The organism is Thioalkalivibrio sp. ALE21 (assembly GCF_003208255.1).
Taxonomy (GTDB): domain Bacteria; phylum Pseudomonadota; class Gammaproteobacteria; order Ectothiorhodospirales; family Ectothiorhodospiraceae; genus Thioalkalivibrio; species Thioalkalivibrio halophilus.
This window is the reverse complement of sequence record NZ_QKMA01000008.1, coordinates 38,372-58,486: the sequence shown is the minus strand read 5'-3', so window position 1 is coordinate 58,486 and position 20,115 is coordinate 38,372. Positions and strand designations below refer to the sequence as shown.

The window sequence follows — 20,115 nt, the reverse complement described above, 5'->3', positions numbered from 1 at the left end:
CGCCGAGGAGGCTGACATGGCCGAGACCAAGCTAGAGGGCAACACGATCCACACCAACGGCGACCTGCCCCACGTGGGTTCGCCGGCTCCGGACTTCAACCTGACGGGCAAGGACCTCAACGATGTCTCGCTCGCCGATTTCGGCGACAAGCGCAAGCTGATCTACATCGTGCCCAGTCTCGACACGCCGGTGTGTGCCGAGTCGACCAAGAAGATCAACCAGTTCGTCGAACAGCGCCCCGACGTGCATGCACTCATCGTCTCCGCCGATCTGCCCTTCGCGATGGACCGTTTCTGCTCCGTGGAGGGGCTGGAGCGCGTCACGGTGCTGTCGATGATGCGCGATCGCAATTTCGCCAAGGACTACGGCGTGCTGATCCAGGACGGACCGCTGGCCGGGATCACCGCCCGCGCGATGCTGGTGCTGGATGCCGACAACCTGGTGATGCATGCCCAGCTGGTCCCCGAGATCGGCGACGAACCCGACTACGACGCGGTCTTCGCCGCGCTGGACGACCGGGCGACGCTGAGCCCCACCCAGTAACGCGACAGGCCTCCGGCGGGCCCCGCGCGGTGCAGATCCGCCGGGGCCCGCCGTCTACCCGAATACCGAAGCGAGAAACCGCCATGAACACCACGGAAACCAAGCTGATCTTCGAACATTCCCACGCCGGTCGCTCCGCCGTGGCCCAGGCGCCGCAGGAACACGCGGCCACGGCCATCCCCGCGCACCTGCGGCGGAAGTCGGCGCCCGGCCTGCCGGCCGCCTCGGAGCTGGACGTGGTGCGTCACTACACGCGGCTGTCGCAGAAGAATTTCTCCATCGACACCGAGTTCTATCCGCTGGGCTCGTGCACGATGAAATACAACCCGCGCGCCTGTAACAGCCTGGCGATGCTGCCCGGGTTCCTGAATCGCCATCCGCTGGCCCCGGCCAGCCACAGCCAGGGCTTCCTGCAGACCATGTACGAGCTGCAGGAGATGCTGCGCGAGGTCACCGGCATGCAGGACGTGTCGCTGGCGCCGATGGCGGGCGCGCAGGGCGAGTTCACCGGCGTGGCCATGATCCGCGCCTACCACGATGCCCGCGGCGACACCGAGCGCCGCGAGATCATCGTCCCCGACGCCGCGCACGGCACCAACCCGGCCACCGCGATCATGTGCGGCTACGAGGTGCGCGAGATCCCCACCGACGAGACCGGGGACGTGAACCTCGAGGCGCTGCGCGAGGCCGTGGGTCCGCAGACTGCCGGGATCATGCTCACCAACCCGTCCACCGTGGGCGTGTTCGAGCGCCGCATCGAGGAGATCGCGAAGATCGTGCACGAGGCCGGCGGCCTGCTGTACTACGACGGCGCCAATCTCAACGCCATCCTCGGCAAGGTGCGTCCGGGCGACATGGGCTTCGACGTGATCCACATGAACCTGCACAAGACCTTCTCCACGCCGCACGGCGGGGGCGGGCCGGGTTCCGGCGCGGTGGGTGTGGGCGAGCGGCTGCTGCCGTACATGCCGGTGCCGCACGTGGAAAAGGACGGGCAGGGCGGCTACCAACTGGCCGAGGAGGCCGACCGTCCGGAAACCATCGGCCGGCTGTCCGCGTTCATGGGCAACCCCGGCGTGCTGCTGCGGGCCTATGTCTACATGCGCATGCTGGGTCGCGAGGGCATGGTCCGGGTCGCCGAGTTCGCCACTCTCAACGCCAACTACCTCGCGAGCGAGCTCAAGGCGGCCGGCTTCGATCTGGCCTACCCCGAGCGCCGTGCGACCCACGAGTTCATTGTCACCCTGAAGAAGCAGGCGAAGGAGACGGGGCTGACCGCCGGAGACGTGGCCAAGCGGCTGCTGGATCACGGCTTCCACGCCCCCACCACCTACTTCCCGCTGCTGGTGCCGGAATGCCTGCTGGTGGAGCCGACCGAGACCGAGGCGAAGGAGACCCTGGACGCCTTCGTCGAGGCCATGGCCTGCATCCTCGCCGAGTCGGCGGACGACATCGACACCATCAAGTCGTCGCCGCACAACCTGCCGAACCGCCGCTTCAACGAAGTGGCCGCGGCCAAGGCGCTCGACCTGGTGTACCAGGAACCGACCGGCGACGCCGCCGGCGCGCAACCGCGCAGCGGCACCCACGGCTGAGGCACCATCCGGGCGGGCCTTCTTCCGGGCCCGCCCACCTGCACCTTTCGCCTGCTCGCAGGCGAATGCTCTTTGCGAATGCCCCGGCCGACGCGGCTTATTCGCGCTTCATGCAGTCGAGGAAGCCGTCGGCCAGGTCGTCCATCAGTTCGAACCAGGCGTCCGGGCCGGGCCGGATGTCGACGCCGACCGGGTCCAGCTCTCCGAGGCGGGTTGCGTGGCCTTCCACGATGGTCTCGGCCAGCGCCGGGCGGAACTGCGGTTCGGTGAACAGGCAGGTGACATCGTCCGCGGACAGGCGATCACGCAGTTCGCTGATGCGCCGTGCCCCGGGACTGCGGGACGGGTCGACGGTGATGGAGCCGGCCGCGTTCAGGCCGTAATGGGTCTCGAAATACTGGTAGGCGTCGTGGAACACCACGAAGGGCTCGCCGCGCACCGGTTCCAGGCGCTCTTTCAGTTCGGCATCGAACTCGTCGATGCGTTCCAGCATGCGGTCGCGGTTGTCTTCCAGGGCGCCGGCCTTGTCGGGGAAATTCTCGCCGAGTCGGTCCGCAAGCTGCGTCACGATCGCCCGGGCGTTGTCGGGTGACAGCCAGATGTGGGCGTCCTGGTGCCCGTTGCCGTGGTCGTGCCCGTGGTCACGGTCATGCCCCTGGTCGTGGTCATGTCCGTGGTCGTGATCATGCCCGTGGTCGTGATCATGCCCGTGGTCATGGTCATCGCCATGTCCTTCTTCGTGGGCCTCTCCATGCGCCGCATCATGGTCGTGATCGTGGTCGTGCGGTTCCCAGACCCCGCCCGAGCGCGTGGGCAGCAGATCGAGTTCCATGTCCTCCATCAGCGTCACGACCGTGGTACCTTCTCCCCGATTGCGCAGGGGTGATTCGAGGAAGGTTTCCAGGTCGGGCCCGACCCAGACCACTACGTCCGCATTCTGCAGACGCCGGGCCTCGGAGGGACGCATGGAGTAGCCATGTGGCGAGGCGTCCGGCGGCAGCAGGACATCGGCCTCCATTACGTCGTCCACCAGGCCCGCGACCAGGCCGTGGATCGGGAGGATGCTGGAGACCACCCGCGGGTCGTCCGCCTGTGCGGGTACGGCCAGCGTGGCGCTGGCGACCAGGGTGCCGGTGAGCAGGGGGAAACGTTTGCGCATCATGACCGGGGCTCCGTCTGGGATCTGGATGTTATACAATACCATCATGTTCGCGAGCGTCCACAACTGGTTACGCGGTCACCGCGCGGGCCGCCATCCGCGGCCGCGCCCGGAGCGGGGTTCCGGGCCGCTGGTGGCGGCCCGCGAGGTGACGGTGGAGCGGGGCGGACGGACGATCCTCGACCGGGTGTCGATGGCGGTGCACGCGGGCGAGGCGGCGATGATCATCGGCCCCAACGGGGCGGGCAAAACCAGCCTTCTCCGCGTGCTGATGGGATTGTGGCAGCCGGATGGCGGTCACGTGGAACGGGTGGCGGATCTGCGGGTCGGTTACATGCCTCAGCGGCTGCAGATCGAACCGGTGCTGCCGCTGTCGGTTTACCGCTTCCTGCGCATGCGCCAGCGGCTGCCGCGGCGTGAACTGCTGGCCAGGCTGGAACGGGTAGGGGTCGGGCACCTGATCGATTCGCCGATCCAGTCCCTGTCCGGTGGCGAGACCCAGCGGGTGCTGCTGGCGCGGGCATTGCTGGGCGAGCCCGATCTGCTGGTGCTGGACGAACCGGCCCAGGGGGTCGACGTGGTCGGGCAGGGCGACGTGTTCGTGATGCTGGACGACATCCGGCGCGAGTCCGGTTGCGGGGTGCTGATCGTCTCGCACGACCTGCATTTCGTGATGGCCGGCGCCGAGACCGTGATCTGCCTGAACCAGCATGTCTGCTGTACCGGGAACCCCGAGGAGGTATCGCAGCATCCGGAATACCGGCGGCTGTTTCCCAGCGTGGATCTGCGCGGGCTGGCGGTCTATACCCACAACCACAACCATGTGCACGGTCTGCACGGCGAGGTTCGGCCACTGGACGGGGCTCCGGAAGACTCGGCCGGGGCTTGTGACGACCCGAAGCACGGCCCGGGGTGCCGTCACTGATGGACATCGCCGGCTGGCTGGACGACTTCCTGGTGCGCGCCGTGCTGGCGGGCCTGATGGTGGCGGTGGTCGCGGGGCCGCTGGGGGCCTTCGTGGTGTGGCGGCGCATGGCCTATTTCGGCGACACGGTGTCGCATTCGGCACTGCTGGGGGTGGCCCTGGGTTTCCTGCTGGGGCTCAACCTCAACCTGATGGTGACGCTGGTCTGCATCGCCATCGCGGTGCTCCTGGTGATCCTGCAGCGCTATCAGGAGCTGGGTTCGGACACCCTGCTGGGGATCCTCGCACACAGCGCGCTGTCGCTGGGGATCGTGGCCGTGGCCTTCGTCGAGGGGCTGCGGGTGGACCTGATGGCCTATCTGTTCGGCGACATCCTCGCGGTGGGGCGTGAAGACCTGCTGGCGATCGCCATCGGCGGGCTGATCGCGCTGGTGCTGCTGATCGCGCTGTGGCGGCCTCTGCTGGCGCTGACCGTGCACGAGGAACTGGCGCGGGTGGAGGGCGTGCGGGCCCTGCCGGTGCGCCTGGGCATGATGCTGCTGATCGCGCTGGTGATCGCCGCGGCGATGCAGGTGGTCGGGGTGCTGCTGATCACGGCGCTGATGATCATCCCGGCGGCCACTTCACGACGTTTCGCCCGCACCCCGGAACAGATGGCGATCCTCGCCGGGGTACTGGGCATGCTCGCGGTGGGCGCGGGGATCGCGGGCTCGTTCCAGTGGGATACCCCCACCGGGCCGAGCATCGTGGTCGCGGCCCTGCTGGGGTTCATCCTGGTGCAGCTGCTGCCCGCGCGGCTGCTGCCGCGCTTCGGCACGCGCTGATCCGGCTCAGCGCCGTTCCAGACGCTCGAAGGTGAACGCGCAGGCGTGGTGCTCGTCGGCCGGGTGGTATTCCGACTCGGTCAGCGTCCATTCCGCGGGATCGATGGCGGGGAAATACGTATCGCCGGGATGGCGTTCGTGCACCCGGGTCAGGTGCAGGACCCGGGTGCGCGGCAGGGCCTCGGCGAACAGCCCGGCCCCGCCGATGACGAACGCCGGACCCGAATCGATATTCGCCAGCGCTGTGTCCAGATCGGGAAAGACCTCGACGCCCTCGGGTTGCTGCCAGTCGGTCTGCCGGGTCAGCACGAGGTTGCGGCGCTTCGGCAGCGCCCGGCCGATGGATTCGAACGTGCGCCGGCCCATGATCACCGGATGGCCGGCGGTCACCCGCTTGAAATGCCGCAGGTCGTCCGGCAGCCGCCACGGCAGGTCGTTGTCGCGCCCGATCACGTGTTCCGGGTCCAGCGCCACGACGATGCGAATCTCCGGGGTAGTCATGGCTCAGATGGCGATGGGGGCGCGGATGGCGGGGTGGGACTGGTAGTCGCGGACCTCGATGTCGTCGAAGCGGAACGCGAACAGGTCGCGCACCTCCGGGTTGAGGTGCAGGGTCGGCAGCGGCAGCGGTTCGCGCTCCAGCAGGGTGTCGACCTGCTCGGCGTGGTTGGCGTAGAGGTGCGCATCGCCCAGGGTATGGACGAATTCGCCGGGCTCCAGGTCGACCACCTGCGCGATCATGTGGGTCAGCAGGGCATAGCTGGCGATGTTGAAGGGCACGCCCAGGAACACGTCGGCGCTGCGCTGGTAGAGCTGGCAGGACAGCCGGCCGTCGGCCACGTAGAACTGGAACAGGGCATGGCAGGGGGCGAGGGCCATAAGGCCGGCGGCCGCGTTCTCCTGCGGGGCGCGGGTCTCGTCCGGCAGGTCGGCGACGTTCCACGCCGAGATCACGTGGCGCCGGGAGTGCGGGCGGGTGCGGAGGTTGTCCAGCAGCTCCGTCAGCTGATCGTGGGTGCCTCCGTCGGGCAGTGGCCAGGAACGCCACTGGGCGCCGTAGATCGGGCCCAGTTCACCGCTCTCGGTGGCCCATTCATCCCAGATGGTCACCTTGTTGTCGCGCAGATAGCCCACGTTGGTGTCCCCCGCGAGGAACCACAGCAGCTCATGGATGACCGAGCGCAGATGGGTCTTCTTGGTGGTGACCAGGGGGAAGCCCTGGGCCAGATCGAAGCGCATCTGGTAGCCGAACACCGAGCGCGTGCCGGTGCCGGTGCGGTCCGGGCGGTCGCTGCCGTGGTCGCGGATGTGGCGGACGAGGTCCAGATATTGCCGCATGGTGCGTCCTCAGGGCTTCCCGGGGGTGTCCGGGCGGGGTTCGGGCAGGGGGTTCCGCCGCGACCAGACGATCAGGCCGAGGCCGAACAGGATCACCGGCAGCGACAGCACCTGGCCCATGGTCACCCAGCCGAAGGCGAGATAGCCGATGTGCGCGTCCGGTTCGCGCACGAACTCCACCACGAAGCGGAACGCCCCGTACAGCGTCAGGAACAGGCCCGAGACCAGGCCGGTGCGCCGCGGCTGGCGCGACACCAGCCACAGCACCACGAACAGCACCACGCCTTCGAGAAAGGCCTGGTAGAGCTGCGAGGGATGCCGGGGTACGTAGTCGGCCGCGGGGAAGACCATCGCCCACGGCAGGTCGGTGGGCTTGCCCCACAGCTCGCCGTTGATCCAGTTGCCCACGCGCCCGGCGCCCAGACCAATGGGGATCAGCGGGGCGACGAAGTCGGTCAGGCGGAAGAACGGAACCTGGAGCCGGCGGCTGTACAGCCACGCGGCCGCCAGGACGCCGATCAGACCACCGTGGAAGGACATGCCGCCCTCCCACAGGCGGATCAGGCTTAGCGGGTCCGCCAGCACGCCATCGAAATTGTAGAACAGGGCGTAGCCCAGGCGGCCGCCGATGATCACGCCGATCGCGCCCCAGAACAGCAGGTCGCCGACCTGTTGCGGCGACAGCGGGTCCCAGTCGCGCGAACGCGCCCGCCAGACGCCCAGCCCCCAGAAGGACAGGAAGCCGACGACGTACATCAGCCCGTACCAGTGGATGCTGACCGGGCCGAGGGAGAAGGCGACCGGATCGATAAACGGGTGAGTGGGCATGGGCGCTTGCGATGGCCGGAACGGCCGCACATCCTACCGGTCCTGCAAGTCATTCGCACCCATCGGGACCGTCTTCGTCCCGGCTTTCGCCACCCACGTTTCCAGGGAGGTCGCCATGAACCGTCTCGCCGGCGCCAGCAGCCCGTATCTGCAACAGCACGCGGACAATCCCGTGGACTGGTACCCGTGGGGCGAGGAGGCCCTGGAGCGGGCGCGGGCCGAGGGCCGGCCGATCCTGCTTTCGATCGGGTACTCCGCCTGCCACTGGTGTCACGTGATGGCGCATGAATCCTTCGAGGATCCGGCGACCGCGGAGGTGATGAACCGGCGCTATGTGAACATCAAGGTGGACCGCGAAGAGCGGCCCGATCTGGACCGCATCTACCAGAACGCGCACATGCTGCTGGCGCAGCGCCCGGGCGGCTGGCCGCTGACCGTGTTCCTGACGCCGGATCAGGTGCCTTTCTTCGCCGGGACCTACTTCCCGAACACCCCGCGGCACGGCCTGCCGTCGTTCGTCGATCTGCTCAACCGTGTGGCCGATTTCCTCGCCGAACATCCGGAGGAGATCCGGCGCCAGAACGATTCGCTGCAGCAGGCGCTCACGCGGATCTACAACCCGGAGGGCGGCAGCATCCCGGCGCTGAGCGTAGTGGACAAGGCCCGCGCGGGACTGGCGCAGAGCTTCGATGCGGAGCATGGCGGTTTCGGCGATGCGCCCAAGTTTCCCCATCCGGCCTCGCTCGACTGGCTGGCCTGGCATGCGGCCCGCCACGGCGACGGCGAGTCCCGGCGGATGCTGGATGCCACCCTGGACGCGATGGCCGCCGGCGGGCTGTTCGACCAGGTCGGCGGCGGGTTCTGTCGCTACTCGGTGGACACCCGCTGGATGATCCCGCATTTCGAGAAGATGCTGTACGACAACGGGCCGCTGCTGGGTCTGTACGCCGAGCGCGGCGCGCGCGGCGATGCCCGCTCGCGGCGGGTCGCGGAGCAGACGGTGGCCTGGCTCGAGCGCGAGATGCGGGATGCCAGCGGGGCGTTCTGTTCCAGCCTGGACGCCGATTCCGAAGGCGAGGAAGGGCGCTTCTACGTCTGGGATCCGGAGACCGTGGAGTCGCTGCTAACGGCCGAAGAATGGGCGGTCGCGGCGCGCGTGTGGGGCCTGCAGGGACCGCCCAACTTCGAGGGCCGCTGGCACCTGCACGAAGTGGTGCCGCCGGACACCGTCGCGGATGCCCTGGAGATCGCCCCGGAGGAAGCGGCGGCCCGTCTGGACCGGGCGCGCGAGCGGCTCCTGCGGGCACGCGAGGAGCGCGTGCGCCCGCATCGCGACGACAAGCTGCTGGCGGGCTGGAACGCACTGATGATTACCGGCCTGGCGCGCGCCGCCCGCGCGCTGGATCGTCCCGACTGGCTGGCGCTGGCACAGGACGCAATGGCGGCGGTGCGGCGCCTGCACTGGCACGACGGCCGTCTGTACGCCAGCTATCGCGAGGGGGCGACCTCGGCCATGCCGCGCGCCTGCCTCGACGACTATGCCGCGCTGCTGGAGGCCACCCTGGCGCTATTGGAGACCGAATGGGACAGCGAGCTGCTGGAATGGGCCGTGACCCTGGCCGGGGCCCTGATGGAGGACTTCCACGATGACGCCGGCGGCGGCTTCTTCTACACCGCGCGCGATCACGAGACGCTGATCCAGCGGCCCAAGGTGTATTCCGATGACGCCATGGCCGCCGGCAACGGGATCGCCGCGCAGTGCCTGATCCGGCTGGGGCACCTGCTGGCCGAACCGCGCTATCTGGAGGCGGCGGAGGGTACCCTGGCCAACGCCGGGCCGATGATCGAGCAGGCGCCGATGGGCCACATGAGCCTGCTGGTGGCGCTGGACATGCATTATCACGCCCCGCCGCTGGTGATCCTGCGCGGGCAGGGCGAGGTACTGGCCGACGCGCGCCGGACGATCGCCGCCGCCGATGGCGCGGCGCGGGTCTTCCCGGTACCCGACGATGCCCGCGATCTGCCCGACGCCCTGGCCGGCAAGGCACCGCGCGAGGGCGGACCGCGCGCCTGGCTGTGCCGCGGGCTGCACTGCGAACCGCCGGTGGACGACCCCGCGACGCTGGCGGAGCGCCTGGCGGTGGAGTGAGCGGAGCTCGCTTGAAATCGGCCGCAAAGCCCGCAGACTGTCAGGGTTGTCCGTTTATCCCGAAACCGAAACGAACCCGAAGAAAAGGAATGCCCCATGAGCGAAAAGCTGATGAAGGACTTCGTCGCCGCGGCGCGCGAAAACATCCGCGAGATCTCCCCGGAAGAGCTGCACGAGGCGCGGCAGAAGGGCGAGGACTGGACCCTCGTCGACGTGCGCGAACCTTATGAATACGAACGCGCCCACGTGCCGGATTCGCTGCTGATCCCGCGCGGCCTGCTGGAAGGCGCCGCCGACCCCAATACCCCGCATCGCATCGAGGCGCTGTACTCCGCGCGCGAGAAGCCCGTGGCCATCATCTGCGCCACCGGCGGGCGCGCTGCCCTGTCGGTCCTGCGCCTGCAGGAGATGGGCTTCAGCAACGTGGTCAACGTCGCCGGCGGCATGAAGTCCTGGGAGGGCGAGGACCTGCCGGTCGAATCCGGCGCCTACACCGGCCAGCTGCCGTAGGCCGACCGAACTCCCCGCATTTTCGCGCGACCGGGCCCCGGTGGTATTCCACGGGTCCGGTCCGCCGGCCTGCGCGCGTTTTCCGGCCACAGGCGTAAGCGGGTCTCGTTTACCATGGGCGGCGCGATCGGGGCACGCGCAATCCCGCGGTGGTCCCGCAACACAAGGGACGGGCATGAGAGGTATGGCAAGAGGGGTGTTCCGGCTGATCCGGATTCTGGGCCATCTGCTGGTCGGGGTCTGGGTTACCTGGCGACTCCAGCGACAGCGCGCCGGACCCGAGGCGCATTCGCAGGTGCGGCGCGCCTGGTATCGCAGGGCACTGCAGCTGGCGGGCGTGTACTGCGAGGTCGCGGGGGAACCACCCCGCGAGGCGTCGCTGGTGGTCGCCAATCATGTGTCCTGGCTGGATATCCCGTTGCTGGGCGCGGCGGTGGACCCCTGTTTCCTGTCCAAGGCCGAGATCGCCCGCTGGCCGATCATTGGCTGGCTGGCGCGACGCCACGGTACGCGCTTCATCCGTCGCGGCGGCCACGAGGCATCGGCGCACGTGGAGGCGATGCGCGAGGGGCTGGACGCGGGGCGGCATTTCGTGGTGTTTCCGGAAGGTACCACGACCTTCGGAAACGGCCTGCGGCGTTTCCATCCGCGGCTGTTCGCGGCGGTAACCGGCACCGTGCATCCGGTTCAGCCGGTGGCTCTGGACTACGAGACCGGCAGCGACGGTACCGTTCCGGTCGCCTATGCTGGAGAAGAGCGGCTGGTATCCAACGTTTGGCGGCTGTTGTGCCGTCCGCGCACGCGGGTGAGCGTGCATGTGCTGGAGCCGCTGGAGGGGCGCGATCGCCCGCGCCGCGAGCTCGCCGAGGCGGCGCGTTTGCAGATCGTCGAGGTGCTGGGTGTGCCTGCCGAGCCGATCGACGGTTCCCGCCCGGGGCGCGGCTGACGAGGCCCGTCCGGGTGCTTCTCAGGCCCCCGGGCAGGGGGTGTGTTCCACCGCAGCGGTCTGCGGCGTGGCGCCGTCCAGGCGGGCGAGGGTCATGGCGTTGTCCCACACGCAGCCGCTGTCCAGGGCCAGCCAGTCGGACCCCCGCCGGTGGCCCAGCGCGGCCCAGTGGCCGAACACCACGGGCTGCCCGCGGGTGCGGCGCCCGGGGTGGTCGAACCAGGGCACCAGGTTTGCCGGTGCCTCCTCGGGCGGGCCGTTGCTGGCGAATTCCAGGCCGGCCCGGGAGTCGGCCTCCACCATGCGCATGCGGGTGAAGCCGTTGATCGCAAAGCGCAGGCGCTCGTAACCCTGCAGGGCCGGATCCCACAGCGCCGGCGTGTCGCCGTACATCACCTCCAGCAGGGCACGACGCCGGCGCGGTTCGCGCAGTTCGGCCTCTACTTGCCGCGCCTCGGCGGCGGCGGTGTCGGTGTCCCATACCGGCGGGATGCCGGCGTGCACCAGCGTCCAGTCGCTTTCCGGGTCGACATGCAGCAGCGGCTGGCTGGCCACCCATTCCAGCAGCTCCGCGGCATCCGGGGCGTTCAGCACCTCCTGCAGGGTGTCGCGCCGGCCGGGTTCGCGCAGGCCCTCGCTGGCGGCCAGCAGATGCAGGTCGTGGTTGCCGAGCACGGTCGTCGCGGCCGCGCCCAGCGAGCGGACCCGCCGCAGGCAGCCGGCCGAGTCCGGCCCGCGGTTGACCAGGTCCCCGACCAGCCACAGGTGATCGCGGGCCGGGTCGAAGCGTACGCGTTCCAGCAGGCGCTCCAGCGGATCCAGGCAGCCCTGCAGGTCGCCGACGGCGTACAGTGCCACGCGGGCCTCAGTGCAGCGTGCGGGGGACGGACAGGGTGAACGGCGGGATGGTGGCCTCGAAGGTGTGGCCCTGCTCGTCGCGCATCTCGTAGCTGCCTTCCATCATGCCCACCGGGGTTTCGATCACCGTGCCGCTGGTGTATTCGAAGGAGTCGCCCGGGGCGATGTGGGGCTGTTCGCCGACCACGCCCTCGCCGCGGACCTCCTGGGTCTGGTCGCGTCCGTCGCGGATGATCCAGTGGCGATTGAGCAGCTGCACGCTGCGCTCGCCGGCGTTGTGGATCACCACGTGGTAGGCGAAGACATAGCGGTCTTCTTCGGGCTCGGACTGGTCTTCGACATAGGCACTGGAGACTTCGATCTCGACGGGATTTTCCTGCTGCATGGTCATGGGGCGGATGCTCCGTGGGGACGGGCGCGGGAAGCGGCGACCGCGGCTCCCAGCAGGCCCGGTTCGGGATGAATGATCAGTTCCACCGGCAGGCGCTCCAGCAGGTCTTCCATCGGCGGGCGTGCACGGAAGGCCTCGCGGAAGGCCGGGGCGAGAAAATGGTCGGCCCAGCGCGGGGCGATGCCGCCGCCGATGAAGACGCCGCCGCGCGGCAGCGCGGTCAGCGCCATGTCGGCCAGCTGCCCGGCGTACAGGGTAACGAAGCGGCGCACCACCCGCAGTGCGGCCGCGTGGCCGGTGTCGGCCAGCGCGCTGATGGCGGCGGCGGGCTCCGCCGCGGCCAGCGCGCGCCCCAGTTCGGGGTCGTCGCGACGCTGCAGCTCGAAGCGGCCGATGCGCGCGATGCCGCGGCCGCTGAGCAGGTGTTCGCGGGTGCACCGGCCGGCCTCGGCGGTGACGAAGGCCGCCAGTTCGGTCTCGTCGGCGTCGGCCGGGGAAAAACGCGCGTGGCCGCCTTCGCCCGGATGGATCGCCGGCGGGGCATCTGCGCCCGCGGGCGGCGTCACCAGGCAGGTGCCCAGCCCGGTGCCGGCCCCGGTGACCAGCCGCGGTCCCGTGGGGTCGGCGTCGCCGTCCTGCAGGATCAGGCGATCTTCCGGGGTCAGGGCCTCGAGACAGGCGCCCACCGCTGCGAAGTCGTTGAGCAGGGCGACGGGCACGCCGGCGGACGTGGCCAGCTCGGCGGCGTCGAGTTCGGGCCAGTCGAGATTGGTGACGCGGCCCCGCCCACCTTGCACCGGCCCGGCGACGGCCATGCCCGCGCCGCTGAACTTCATCCCGGACTGTTCCGGGCGCGCCAGCCAGTCCTCGAGGATTGCACCCAGGCCGGCGTACTCGCGGCTCGCATAGCGGGTGGTCGCGTGCAGTTGCCACGTACCCCGGGCGTATTCGGCCTGCGCCAGGCGGGTGTGGGTCCCGCCGACATCGGCGACGATCAGTTGCATGCGGTCCCTGCCAGTCATGCTCCCATGGTAACGCGAGCGGGGCGTGGAGGGAGAAAGACGGACCCGGCGCGGGGCCGTGCCCCTGCCCGGGTCACTCCGCCCCGGCGGATTCGGGGATCCGGCGGGCCAGGGCGTCGAAACCGGCGACGTCGACGGTCTCCGGTCGCTGGCCGGGATCCAGGCCGGCGGCCTCGATATCGGCTGCCTCCAGCAGTCCCGCCAGCCCGCGGCGCAGGGTCTTGCGCCGATTGGAGAACGCGCGGTTGACCAGCGCGGCGAAGGCGGGCAGCCGCGCAGCGGGCACCCGCGGCTCGGCATCCGGGACGATGCGCACCACGGCCGAATGCACCTTCGGCGGCGGGTGAAACGCCCCCGGCGGGACCCCCAGCAGTTCGGTGGCGCGGGCGCGCGCGGCAACCATCACGCTCAGGCGGCCGTAGCGCTTGCTGCCCGGCTCGGCGGTGATGCGTTCCACCACCTCGCGCTGCAGCAGGAAATGCATGTCGCGGATGTGCTCGCTCTGCTCCAGCAGGTGGAACAGCAGCGGGGTGGAGATGTTGTAGGGGAGGTTGCCCACCACGCGCCAGCCGGCGGGCGGGGTCTCGCCGAGTGCGGCCAGGTCCAGTTCCAGGGCGTCGCCGGTGTGCAGGGTCAGGCGTTCGGGCGGGAAGTGGCTGCGCAGCGCCGCGGCCAGATCACGGTCGATCTCCACTGCGTCCAGTTTCTGCAGGCGGTCCAGCAGCGGGGCCGTCAGGGCGCCGCGCCCCGGGCCGATCTCCAGCATGCGATCGTCCGGCTGCGGGTCGATGGCCCGCACGATGCGATCGAGGATGCCGGGGTCATGGAGGAAATTCTGGCCGAAGCGGCGCCGGACCGGGCCCGGTCCCTCGTCGGCTGCGGCCGGGCGCCGGGTGCGTCGGGTCATGTCGGGGTCCCCGCTGGCGGTGCCCCGCGGTGGCCCGCGAGGCGGGCGGCCAGATTCTCCGCCGCGGCCAGGCTGCCGACCTCGGCGCGTCCGCTGCCGGCCAGATCCAGCGCGGTGCCGTGATCCACCGAAGTGCGCACGAAGGGGAGGCCCAGGGTGACGTTCACCGCCTCGCCGAACCCGGCGTGCTTGAGCACCGGCAGGCCCTGGTCGTGATACATGGCGAGCACCGCGTCGACCCGGGCGAGGGCACGCGGGGTGAAGGCGGTGTCGGCCGGCAGCGGCCCGATCAGGTGCATGCCGCGTTCGCGCAGGCGGGCGAGCACCGGTTCGATCACGAGCTCTTCCTCGCGCCCCAGCACGCCGCCTTCGCCGGCGTGCGGGTTGAGCCCGAGTACCGCGATGCGCGGCCGCGCCAGGCCGAAGTCGCGGCGCAGGTCGTGATCCAGGATGTGCAGGGTCCGTTCCAGTACCGGCGGGGTAATCGCGTCGGGGACCTCGCGCAGGGGCAGGTGGGTGGTCACCAGGGCAACGCGCAGATCACCGGCGACCAGCATCATCACCGGTCGGCCGGAGCCGGCGCGTGCGGCCAGCCATTCGGTGTGGCCGGTGAAATCGTGGCCGGCCCGATGGATCACCCCCTTGTGGACCGGGGCGGTCACCATGGCGTCAAAGTGTCCGTTGAGGCAGCCGTCGGCGGCCGTGGCCAGCAGGTTGAGCACGTGCCCGGCATTGGCCGGTTCCAGGGCCCCGGGGGTCACGGTTGCTTCCACCGGGACCTCCAGCAGCTCCAGGGTCCCGGCGGGTGTGGGTTTGCGCGGGGCGTCGGGGTCGTGCTCGCGCAGGGTGAGGTCGATGCGCAGATCGCGTGCGCGGCGTTCGAGGACGCCCGCATCGCCGATCGCGACGCGCTGGGCCGGGCCGGCGTGGCGCGCCAGCATGGCCAGCAGGTCGGGTCCGATTCCGGCGGGTTCGCCGGCGGTCAGCGCCAGACGCGGAACCGGTTCTCCGGCCATCGGCTCAGGGCTCGAGGCCGTCGACGCGGTATTCGACATAGGCGCCCTCGCGCAGGCGGCGCAGCCACAGCTCCATCTCGTCCTGGCGCTTGCGGTTCTGCAGGACTTCGCGGGCGCGGGCGCGGATCTGCTCGCGGGTGGTGTCCACTTCGCGGCGGTCCAGCACCTCGATGATGTGCCAGCCGAACTCGCTCTGCACCGGCTCGCTGACCTCGCCCGGTTCGAGCCGGTTCATGGCCTGTTCGAAGCCGGGTACCAGTTCCCCGGGGCTGATCCAGCCCAGACGGCCGCCCTGTGCGGCGGACCCCGGGTCGTCGGAGTTGCCGCGGGCGAGATCGCCGAAGTCCTCGCCCTCCTGCAGGCGGTTGTGCAGGGCGCGGATCTGGCGCTCGGCCTCTTCCTCGCTGCGGACCTCGTCGGGACTCTTGAGGATGTGGCGGACTTCGGTCTGTTCGACCAGGGTCTGGTCACCGCCCTCGCGGTCCTCGAGGCGGATGATGTGGAAGCCCTGCGGTGAGCGCAGGACGTCGCTGACCGCGCCGGTGCGCATCAGGATGGCCTCGCGGGCCAGCACCGTGGACAGCTCGCCGGGGCTGCGCCAGCCCAGATCGCCGCCCTGCAGGGCCTGCGGTCCGTCGGATTCTTCCATCGCCACCCGGGCGAATTCCTCGCCTTCACGCACGCGGGAGCGCAGCTCCGCGGCCTTTTCCCGCGCCTCGCGGATCTCGTCGCTGCCTGCGCCCTGCGGCACCGCGACGAGGATGTGGGAGAGCCGGTAGCGCACGTCGCGGTCGATGGCGCCGCTCTCCGAGGCGATCAGATCTTCGATCTCCTGATCGGAGACCCGGACCCGGTTGTCGACCTGGCGGCTGCGCAGCTGGTTGATGGTCAGCTCGGTGCGGATCTGCTCACGAAACGCCTCGAAGTCCACGCCGTCCTGCATCAGGGCGCGGCGCAGCTGGGGCAGGGTCATGCGGTTCTCGCGCGCGATCTGCTCCATGGTTCGGTTCAGGGTCATCTCGTCGATGCTGATGCCGATCCTGCGGGCTTCCTGCAGCTGCACGCGCTCGGTGACCAGCTGTTCCATGACCTGGCGCGCAAGGGCATCCTGGCCGGGCGGACGCTGCCCCTGTTCGGCCATCTGCTGCGCCACCAGGTTCATGCGTTCCACCAGCTCGCGCTGGGTGATCACGTCTTCCTCGACGATGGCGAGGATGCGGTCGGTGAACTGGTCTTCCTCCGGCGGAGTGATTGCCGGGGCGGGCGCGCCGGCATCGGTGGCGGCACCCGGGGTGACCGGGGCCTGTACCCCGGTTTCGGCGCCGGGGCCGGTGCCGGGGCCCGCTCCGGTGCCCGTACCTTCGGGCATGGAGAGCGGGTCGTGCTGGGCCTGGGCCAGCGGCGCCAGGGCCAGGGCAAGCCCGGCCAGGAGCAGGGGGCGGGCAAGCATGCCCGCGCGGCGACCGGCGCTTTTAGCGGTCGGGGTGCGCATCATATCCGGCAATACCTTCGCTCAGGAGGCTGTCGACTCCGCCGTCGAAACGGGCCAGTCCGTCCAGCGTGATCTGGAAATGGATCGAGTTGTCGTAGCGCTGGTCGGAATCCAGCGAACGCCGGGCGACCACGCGCAAACCATAGCAGCAACTACGATACTGGAGACCGGCCAGAAGTTCGAGGTCGCGTTCACTGCGCAGGCTGTAGTTCCAGCGTCCGACCAGGTCCACGCGGTCGCCGGCCGGCCACAGTACGGACACGTCGGTCTGTTCCAGCCGGTCGGCCCGCTGGCGGTAGCCGAGGTTGATGCGCCGGCGCTCATCCGGGCTCCAGGATACGCCGAGCGCGGCCAGCGAGGTGTCCTCGTGCTCGCGGTTGTAGAGCACCGAGCCGCGGCCGTCCCAGGCATCGCCGATGCGCAGGCGCCCCTCCACGGCGAGGTCCGAATGGCGACCCTCCAGCGCGGGCGCGGAGGGGCTGCGGCGTACGCGGCGGTCGCGGAAATAGCGGATCTCGCCGACCGACAGCCGCGCGCGTTCCTGTCCGCTGGCGGTATCGAGGATGCGGCTGGTCAGGGCGGCGGTCAGCTGGTGGGTGTCGCCCACGCGGTCGGCGCCGGTAAAGCGCTGCAGACTGAACAGGTTGTCGAAGCTGAACTCGCGCTCGCCGGTGTCGAACACCGGGATGTCGTCCTGGTCGCGGTAGGGCACGTAGCCGTAGAACAGTCGCGGCTCCAGGGTCTGCAGCCGTTCGCCGTCGGCCAGGTCGCGTTCGAAGATCAGGCCGCTGTCCACCGCGGCATGCGGTACGGTGCGGCGGATGGACTCGGGGCCGGGCTCGCCGCGGCGGTCCAGCTCGTAGGCGGTGTAGCGCACCCCGGCGCGGGGCTCGACAAAGATCCCGCCGGTGTCGAAACGCCAGGCCAGTTCCGGGTCGAGGTCGAAACGCAGGCCGGTGGGACGGTCCGAGGCGCGCTCCTGACGGGCGAAACGCACCAGTTCGGCGTCCAGGTCCCAGGTGACCCCGCCGCCGGCCCATTGTCCCGCGTATTCGCCGGCTTCCAGGGTGATCTGCGGCAGCCGCTGGTAGGGCTCGCGCCGGTCGGCCAGCTCGGTGTCGACGATCTGGTAGTCCTCGACCCGGGTGCGCAGGCGGTAGCGCGGCTGACTCCAGGTCAGGTCGGCCCGGCGGCGCAGGTCGCGCACCGAGCCGGAATAGCGGTCGGCGGAGCCGAAATCGCGGAAATACTCGCCGTCGGAGACCTCCGCGGCATCGATGTCCAGGCGCAGGCCGGGGGCGATGCGGGTGCGGTGCTCCCAGGCCACGAACTGGCGATCCTCGCCGGTCTCGCGATCATCCGGCAGGTAACGAAAATCGATCTGTCCTTCGTGTGCAGGCTGCAGGTAGCGGAATTCGGTGCTCAGCTTGATTCCGCGGTCGGCCATGATGCGCGGCGTGAACGTGGCGTCGTAATTGGGCGCGATGTTCCAGTACCACGGCAGGGACAGATCCGCGCCGGTGCGTCCGCCGGTGCCGAAGCTGGGCAGCAGGAAGCCGGACTTGCGCCGGTCGTCCAGGGGGAAGTCGATATACGGGGTGTAGGCCACCGGTATGTTGCGCACGCGCAGCACGGCGTGGCGGGCGACGCCGCGCCCGCTTTCCTGGTCGAGGTCGAGGCGGGCGGCGTCCAGGCGCCAGGAGTCCCGGTTGACCGGGCAGGTGGTGTACTGCGCCTGTTCGAAGCGGTGCCGGTCGGGGTCGAGCTGCGTGCCGGCCCCGGCCTGTCCGCGTGCGGGCACCGAGCGCACCATGTAGTCGATGCGGCTCAGCTCCCCGGTATCTTCGTCGAGCCGGAAGCGGCCGTCTTCGCCTTGCAGCAGCAGGTCGCCGTCGAACAGCCGGACCGCTCCCTCGGTCCGTGCCAGCCCCCGGGCGCGATCGTAGTCGAGGACCTCGGCGTCCAGCCGTTGACGGTCTGCGTACAGCTGGACATCGCCCTCGGCGCGCACCTGGTCGCCCTCGCGACGTACATGATCCGCCTCGATCTCGCGCACGTCGGGCGGCAGTTCGCGCAGGGCGGGCCAGACGGTGTCGGGCGCGAATTCGCAGCCGGCGGGACGATCCCCGCCGAAGGCCGTCTCCGCGCCGGCCGCCGGGGCGGTGGCGACCAGCACGAGAGACACCGCCGCGGCACGCGCCGGCCGCATCGCGGATCAGTCCAGCAGGCCGCGGATCTCGTCGAAGATCCGTTCCATGTCGCGCGTGCCGTCGACGTGCTTGAGCAGACCGCGGGTGTCGTAATACTCGATCAGCGGCTGCGTCTGTTCCTCGTACACCTGCAGGCGGCTGACCACCGTCTCCTCGGTGTCGTCCGCGCGGTGAACCAGGTTGCCGCCGCACTGGTCGCAGATGCCTTCCTCCTGCGGCGGAAAGGTGTGGGTGTTGAACACCGCGCCGCAGCTTTCGCAGGAGACCCGGCCGGTCAGGCGCTGCTTCAGCTCCTCGAACGGCACGTCGATCTGGATCGCGCGGTCCAGCGGACGCTCGATGTCGGCCAGCATGCTGTCCAGGGCCTCGGCCTGGGCGCAGTTGCGCGGGAACCCGTCGAGGATGAAGCCCTTCTCGGCGTCGGGCTCCTGCAGACGGTCGCGGATCAGGCCCAGCACCAGGTCATCGGGGACCAGCTGGCCGGCGTCCATGGCACTCTTCGCCTTCAGGCCCAGCTCGGTCTCCGCGGCGACGGCCGCGCGCAGCAGGTCGCCGGTGGAGATCTGGGGGATGCCGAAGTGACTGACCATCTTCTTGGCCTGGGTGCCCTTGCCGGAACCGGGGGCGCCCATCAGGACGATTCGCATAATTGACTCCTGCCGTGTGCCGTTCGCGCCTGCATCGGCGCCGGCACGTGGATTGGGTATCGAAAAACGCACGCGGACTTATACCGACTGGTCGGGGGCCTCGCAAGCCGGCCGGGATCGTTCACCTGTCGCGCAGTCCCGTTATAATGCCGCGCCAACCAATCAAGCGGGAAGAGACGATGGATCTGAATCAGATTGAAGCCGGGAAGGATCTGCCCGATGACATGAACGTGGTCATCGAGATCCCCGCGCACGGTCAGCCGGTCAAGTACGAAGTGGACAAGGACAGCGGGGCGCTGGTGGTCGACCGTTTCATGACGGTCGCCATGTTCTACCCCTGCAACTACGGGTTCGTGCCGCAGACCCTGTCGGAAGACGGCGATCCGGTGGACGTGCTGGTGATCACGCCGGTGCCGCTGATGCCGGGTTCGGTGGTGCGCGCGCGGCCGGTGGGCGTGCTGCAGATGTCCGACGAGGCCGGGCAGGATGCGAAGATCCTGGCGGTGCCGGTCACCAAGCTGCATCCGGGGTACGAGAGCGTGAAGGGCCCGGAAGACGTGTCGCAGGAACTGCTCGACAGCATCAAGCACTTCTTCGAGCACTACAAGGAGCTCGAAGCCGGCAAGTGGGTCAAGGTGGAAGGCTGGGCGGACGCCGAGGCCGCCAGGACGGAGATCCTTGCCAGCTACAAGCGTTTCCAGAAGAGCAAGATCTGAAGCCTTTCGCGCAGCCATGGGCGTGCCGTGCGGGCCCC

At 69.7% G+C, this 20,115-nt stretch carries 20 protein-coding genes; 8 read left to right on the top strand and 12 right to left on the bottom strand.

Translation table 11 applies throughout. From position 1 onward, the window contains the following. Positions 1–16 precede the first annotated feature (16 nt). A complete protein-coding gene (gene tpx / locus D893_RS08355; RefSeq protein ID WP_110619535.1) occupies positions 17–544 on the top strand; it encodes a thiol peroxidase in 528 nt (175 codons plus the stop codon). 83 nt (positions 545–627) lie between these two features. Beyond that, positions 628–2,139 carry an aminomethyl-transferring glycine dehydrogenase subunit GcvPB gene (gene gcvPB, locus D893_RS08350; protein ID WP_110619534.1) on the top strand — a complete coding sequence of 504 codons (1,512 nt, stop codon included), beginning with the start codon at positions 628–630 and terminating at the stop codon, positions 2,137–2,139. A 97-nt stretch (positions 2,140–2,236) separates the two neighbouring features. Here gcvPB and D893_RS08345 read toward each other — a convergent pair whose 3' ends face one another. Further along, positions 2,237–3,301: a zinc ABC transporter substrate-binding protein gene (locus tag D893_RS08345; RefSeq protein WP_110619533.1), complete on the bottom strand. Its 1,065-nt coding sequence runs from the start codon at positions 3,299–3,301 to the stop codon at positions 2,237–2,239. A 25-nt stretch (positions 3,302–3,326) separates the two neighbouring features. On the opposite strand from D893_RS08345, the gene D893_RS08340 reads away from it, so the two are divergent. Beyond that, a complete protein-coding gene (locus D893_RS08340) occupies positions 3,327–4,223 on the top strand; it encodes an ATP-binding cassette domain-containing protein (protein ID WP_246863895.1) in 897 nt (298 codons plus the stop codon). Next, complete coding sequence (gene znuB / locus D893_RS08335; RefSeq protein ID WP_018946265.1) at positions 4,223–5,047, top strand: zinc ABC transporter permease subunit ZnuB; 825 nt, start codon at positions 4,223–4,225, stop codon at positions 5,045–5,047. The genes D893_RS08340 and znuB overlap by 1 nt, the downstream gene beginning before the upstream one ends. Before the next feature lie 6 nt (positions 5,048–5,053). Here znuB and D893_RS08330 read toward each other — a convergent pair whose 3' ends face one another. From D893_RS08330 to lgt, 3 genes are read right to left on the bottom strand one after another with little or no spacing between them, the layout of a single operon-like run. Next, on the bottom strand, positions 5,054–5,548 hold the full coding sequence (locus D893_RS08330) for a dihydrofolate reductase (RefSeq protein WP_018946264.1): 495 nt from the start codon (positions 5,546–5,548) through the stop codon (positions 5,054–5,056). Positions 5,549–5,551: 3 nt separating this feature from the next. Continuing rightward, entirely contained in the window at positions 5,552–6,385 is an 834-nt protein-coding gene (locus D893_RS08325; protein WP_110619531.1) for a thymidylate synthase, read from the bottom strand. Positions 6,386–6,394: 9 nt separating this feature from the next. Further along, positions 6,395–7,213, bottom strand: coding sequence for a prolipoprotein diacylglyceryl transferase (lgt, locus tag D893_RS08320; protein WP_110619530.1), 819 nt, complete (start codon positions 7,211–7,213; stop codon positions 6,395–6,397). Between the two features lie 115 nt (positions 7,214–7,328). Here lgt and D893_RS08315 point away from each other — a divergent pair, with 115 nt between their 5' ends. The 3 genes from D893_RS08315 (at position 7,329) to D893_RS08305 (ending at position 10,818) form a co-directional block, all read left to right on the top strand. Next, positions 7,329–9,362, top strand: coding sequence for a thioredoxin domain-containing protein (locus D893_RS08315; protein WP_110619529.1), 2,034 nt, complete (start codon positions 7,329–7,331; stop codon positions 9,360–9,362). Between the two features lie 96 nt (positions 9,363–9,458). Further along, positions 9,459–9,872, top strand: coding sequence for a rhodanese-like domain-containing protein (locus tag D893_RS08310; protein ID WP_018946260.1), 414 nt, complete (start codon positions 9,459–9,461; stop codon positions 9,870–9,872). 208 nt (positions 9,873–10,080) lie between these two features. Next, positions 10,081–10,818 (top strand): lysophospholipid acyltransferase family protein, encoded by a 738-nt coding sequence (locus D893_RS08305; RefSeq protein ID WP_026288900.1) that lies wholly within the window; start codon positions 10,081–10,083, stop codon positions 10,816–10,818. A gap of 21 nt (positions 10,819–10,839) precedes the next feature. On the opposite strand, the gene D893_RS08300 is transcribed toward D893_RS08305, so the two are convergent. The 8 genes from D893_RS08300 to D893_RS08265 all read right to left on the bottom strand — a co-directional run bounded on the left by D893_RS08300 (position 10,840) and on the right by D893_RS08265 (position 19,361). Then, on the bottom strand, positions 10,840–11,676 hold the full coding sequence (locus D893_RS08300; protein WP_110619528.1) for a symmetrical bis(5'-nucleosyl)-tetraphosphatase: 837 nt from the start codon (positions 11,674–11,676) through the stop codon (positions 10,840–10,842). A 7-nt stretch (positions 11,677–11,683) separates the two neighbouring features. Beyond that, a complete protein-coding gene (gene apaG, locus D893_RS08295) occupies positions 11,684–12,067 on the bottom strand; it encodes a Co2+/Mg2+ efflux protein ApaG (RefSeq protein WP_018946257.1) in 384 nt (127 codons plus the stop codon). Continuing rightward, the gene (locus tag D893_RS08290) at positions 12,064–13,071 is read right to left on the bottom strand and encodes an ROK family protein (protein WP_110619527.1); all 1,008 of its coding nucleotides are present in this window, start codon (positions 13,069–13,071) and stop codon (positions 12,064–12,066) included. The genes apaG and D893_RS08290 overlap by 4 nt, the downstream gene beginning before the upstream one ends. A 91-nt stretch (positions 13,072–13,162) precedes the next feature. After that, a complete protein-coding gene (gene rsmA / locus D893_RS08285; RefSeq protein ID WP_110619526.1) occupies positions 13,163–13,996 on the bottom strand; it encodes a 16S rRNA (adenine(1518)-N(6)/adenine(1519)-N(6))-dimethyltransferase RsmA in 834 nt (277 codons plus the stop codon). Further along, positions 13,993–15,012 carry a 4-hydroxythreonine-4-phosphate dehydrogenase PdxA gene (gene pdxA, locus D893_RS08280; RefSeq protein ID WP_110619525.1) on the bottom strand — a complete coding sequence of 340 codons (1,020 nt, stop codon included), beginning with the start codon at positions 15,010–15,012 and terminating at the stop codon, positions 13,993–13,995. The genes rsmA and pdxA overlap by 4 nt, the downstream gene beginning before the upstream one ends. 4 nt (positions 15,013–15,016) lie before the next feature. Further along, the gene (locus D893_RS08275; protein ID WP_246863898.1) at positions 15,017–16,381 is read right to left on the bottom strand and encodes a peptidylprolyl isomerase; all 1,365 of its coding nucleotides are present in this window, start codon (positions 16,379–16,381) and stop codon (positions 15,017–15,019) included. A gap of 103 nt (positions 16,382–16,484) precedes the next feature. Continuing rightward, a complete protein-coding gene (locus D893_RS08270) occupies positions 16,485–18,713 on the bottom strand; it encodes an LPS-assembly protein LptD (RefSeq protein WP_110619523.1) in 2,229 nt (742 codons plus the stop codon). A 6-nt stretch (positions 18,714–18,719) separates the two neighbouring features. Continuing rightward, positions 18,720–19,361, bottom strand: a complete 642-nt coding sequence (locus D893_RS08265; protein ID WP_077244611.1) for an adenylate kinase — start codon at positions 19,359–19,361, stop codon at positions 18,720–18,722. A gap of 179 nt (positions 19,362–19,540) precedes the next feature. Between D893_RS08265 and ppa the strand changes: the two genes are divergently transcribed. Beyond that, positions 19,541–20,077, top strand: coding sequence for an inorganic diphosphatase (ppa, locus tag D893_RS08260; RefSeq protein WP_018870894.1), 537 nt, complete (start codon positions 19,541–19,543; stop codon positions 20,075–20,077). Positions 20,078–20,115 lie beyond the last annotated feature (38 nt).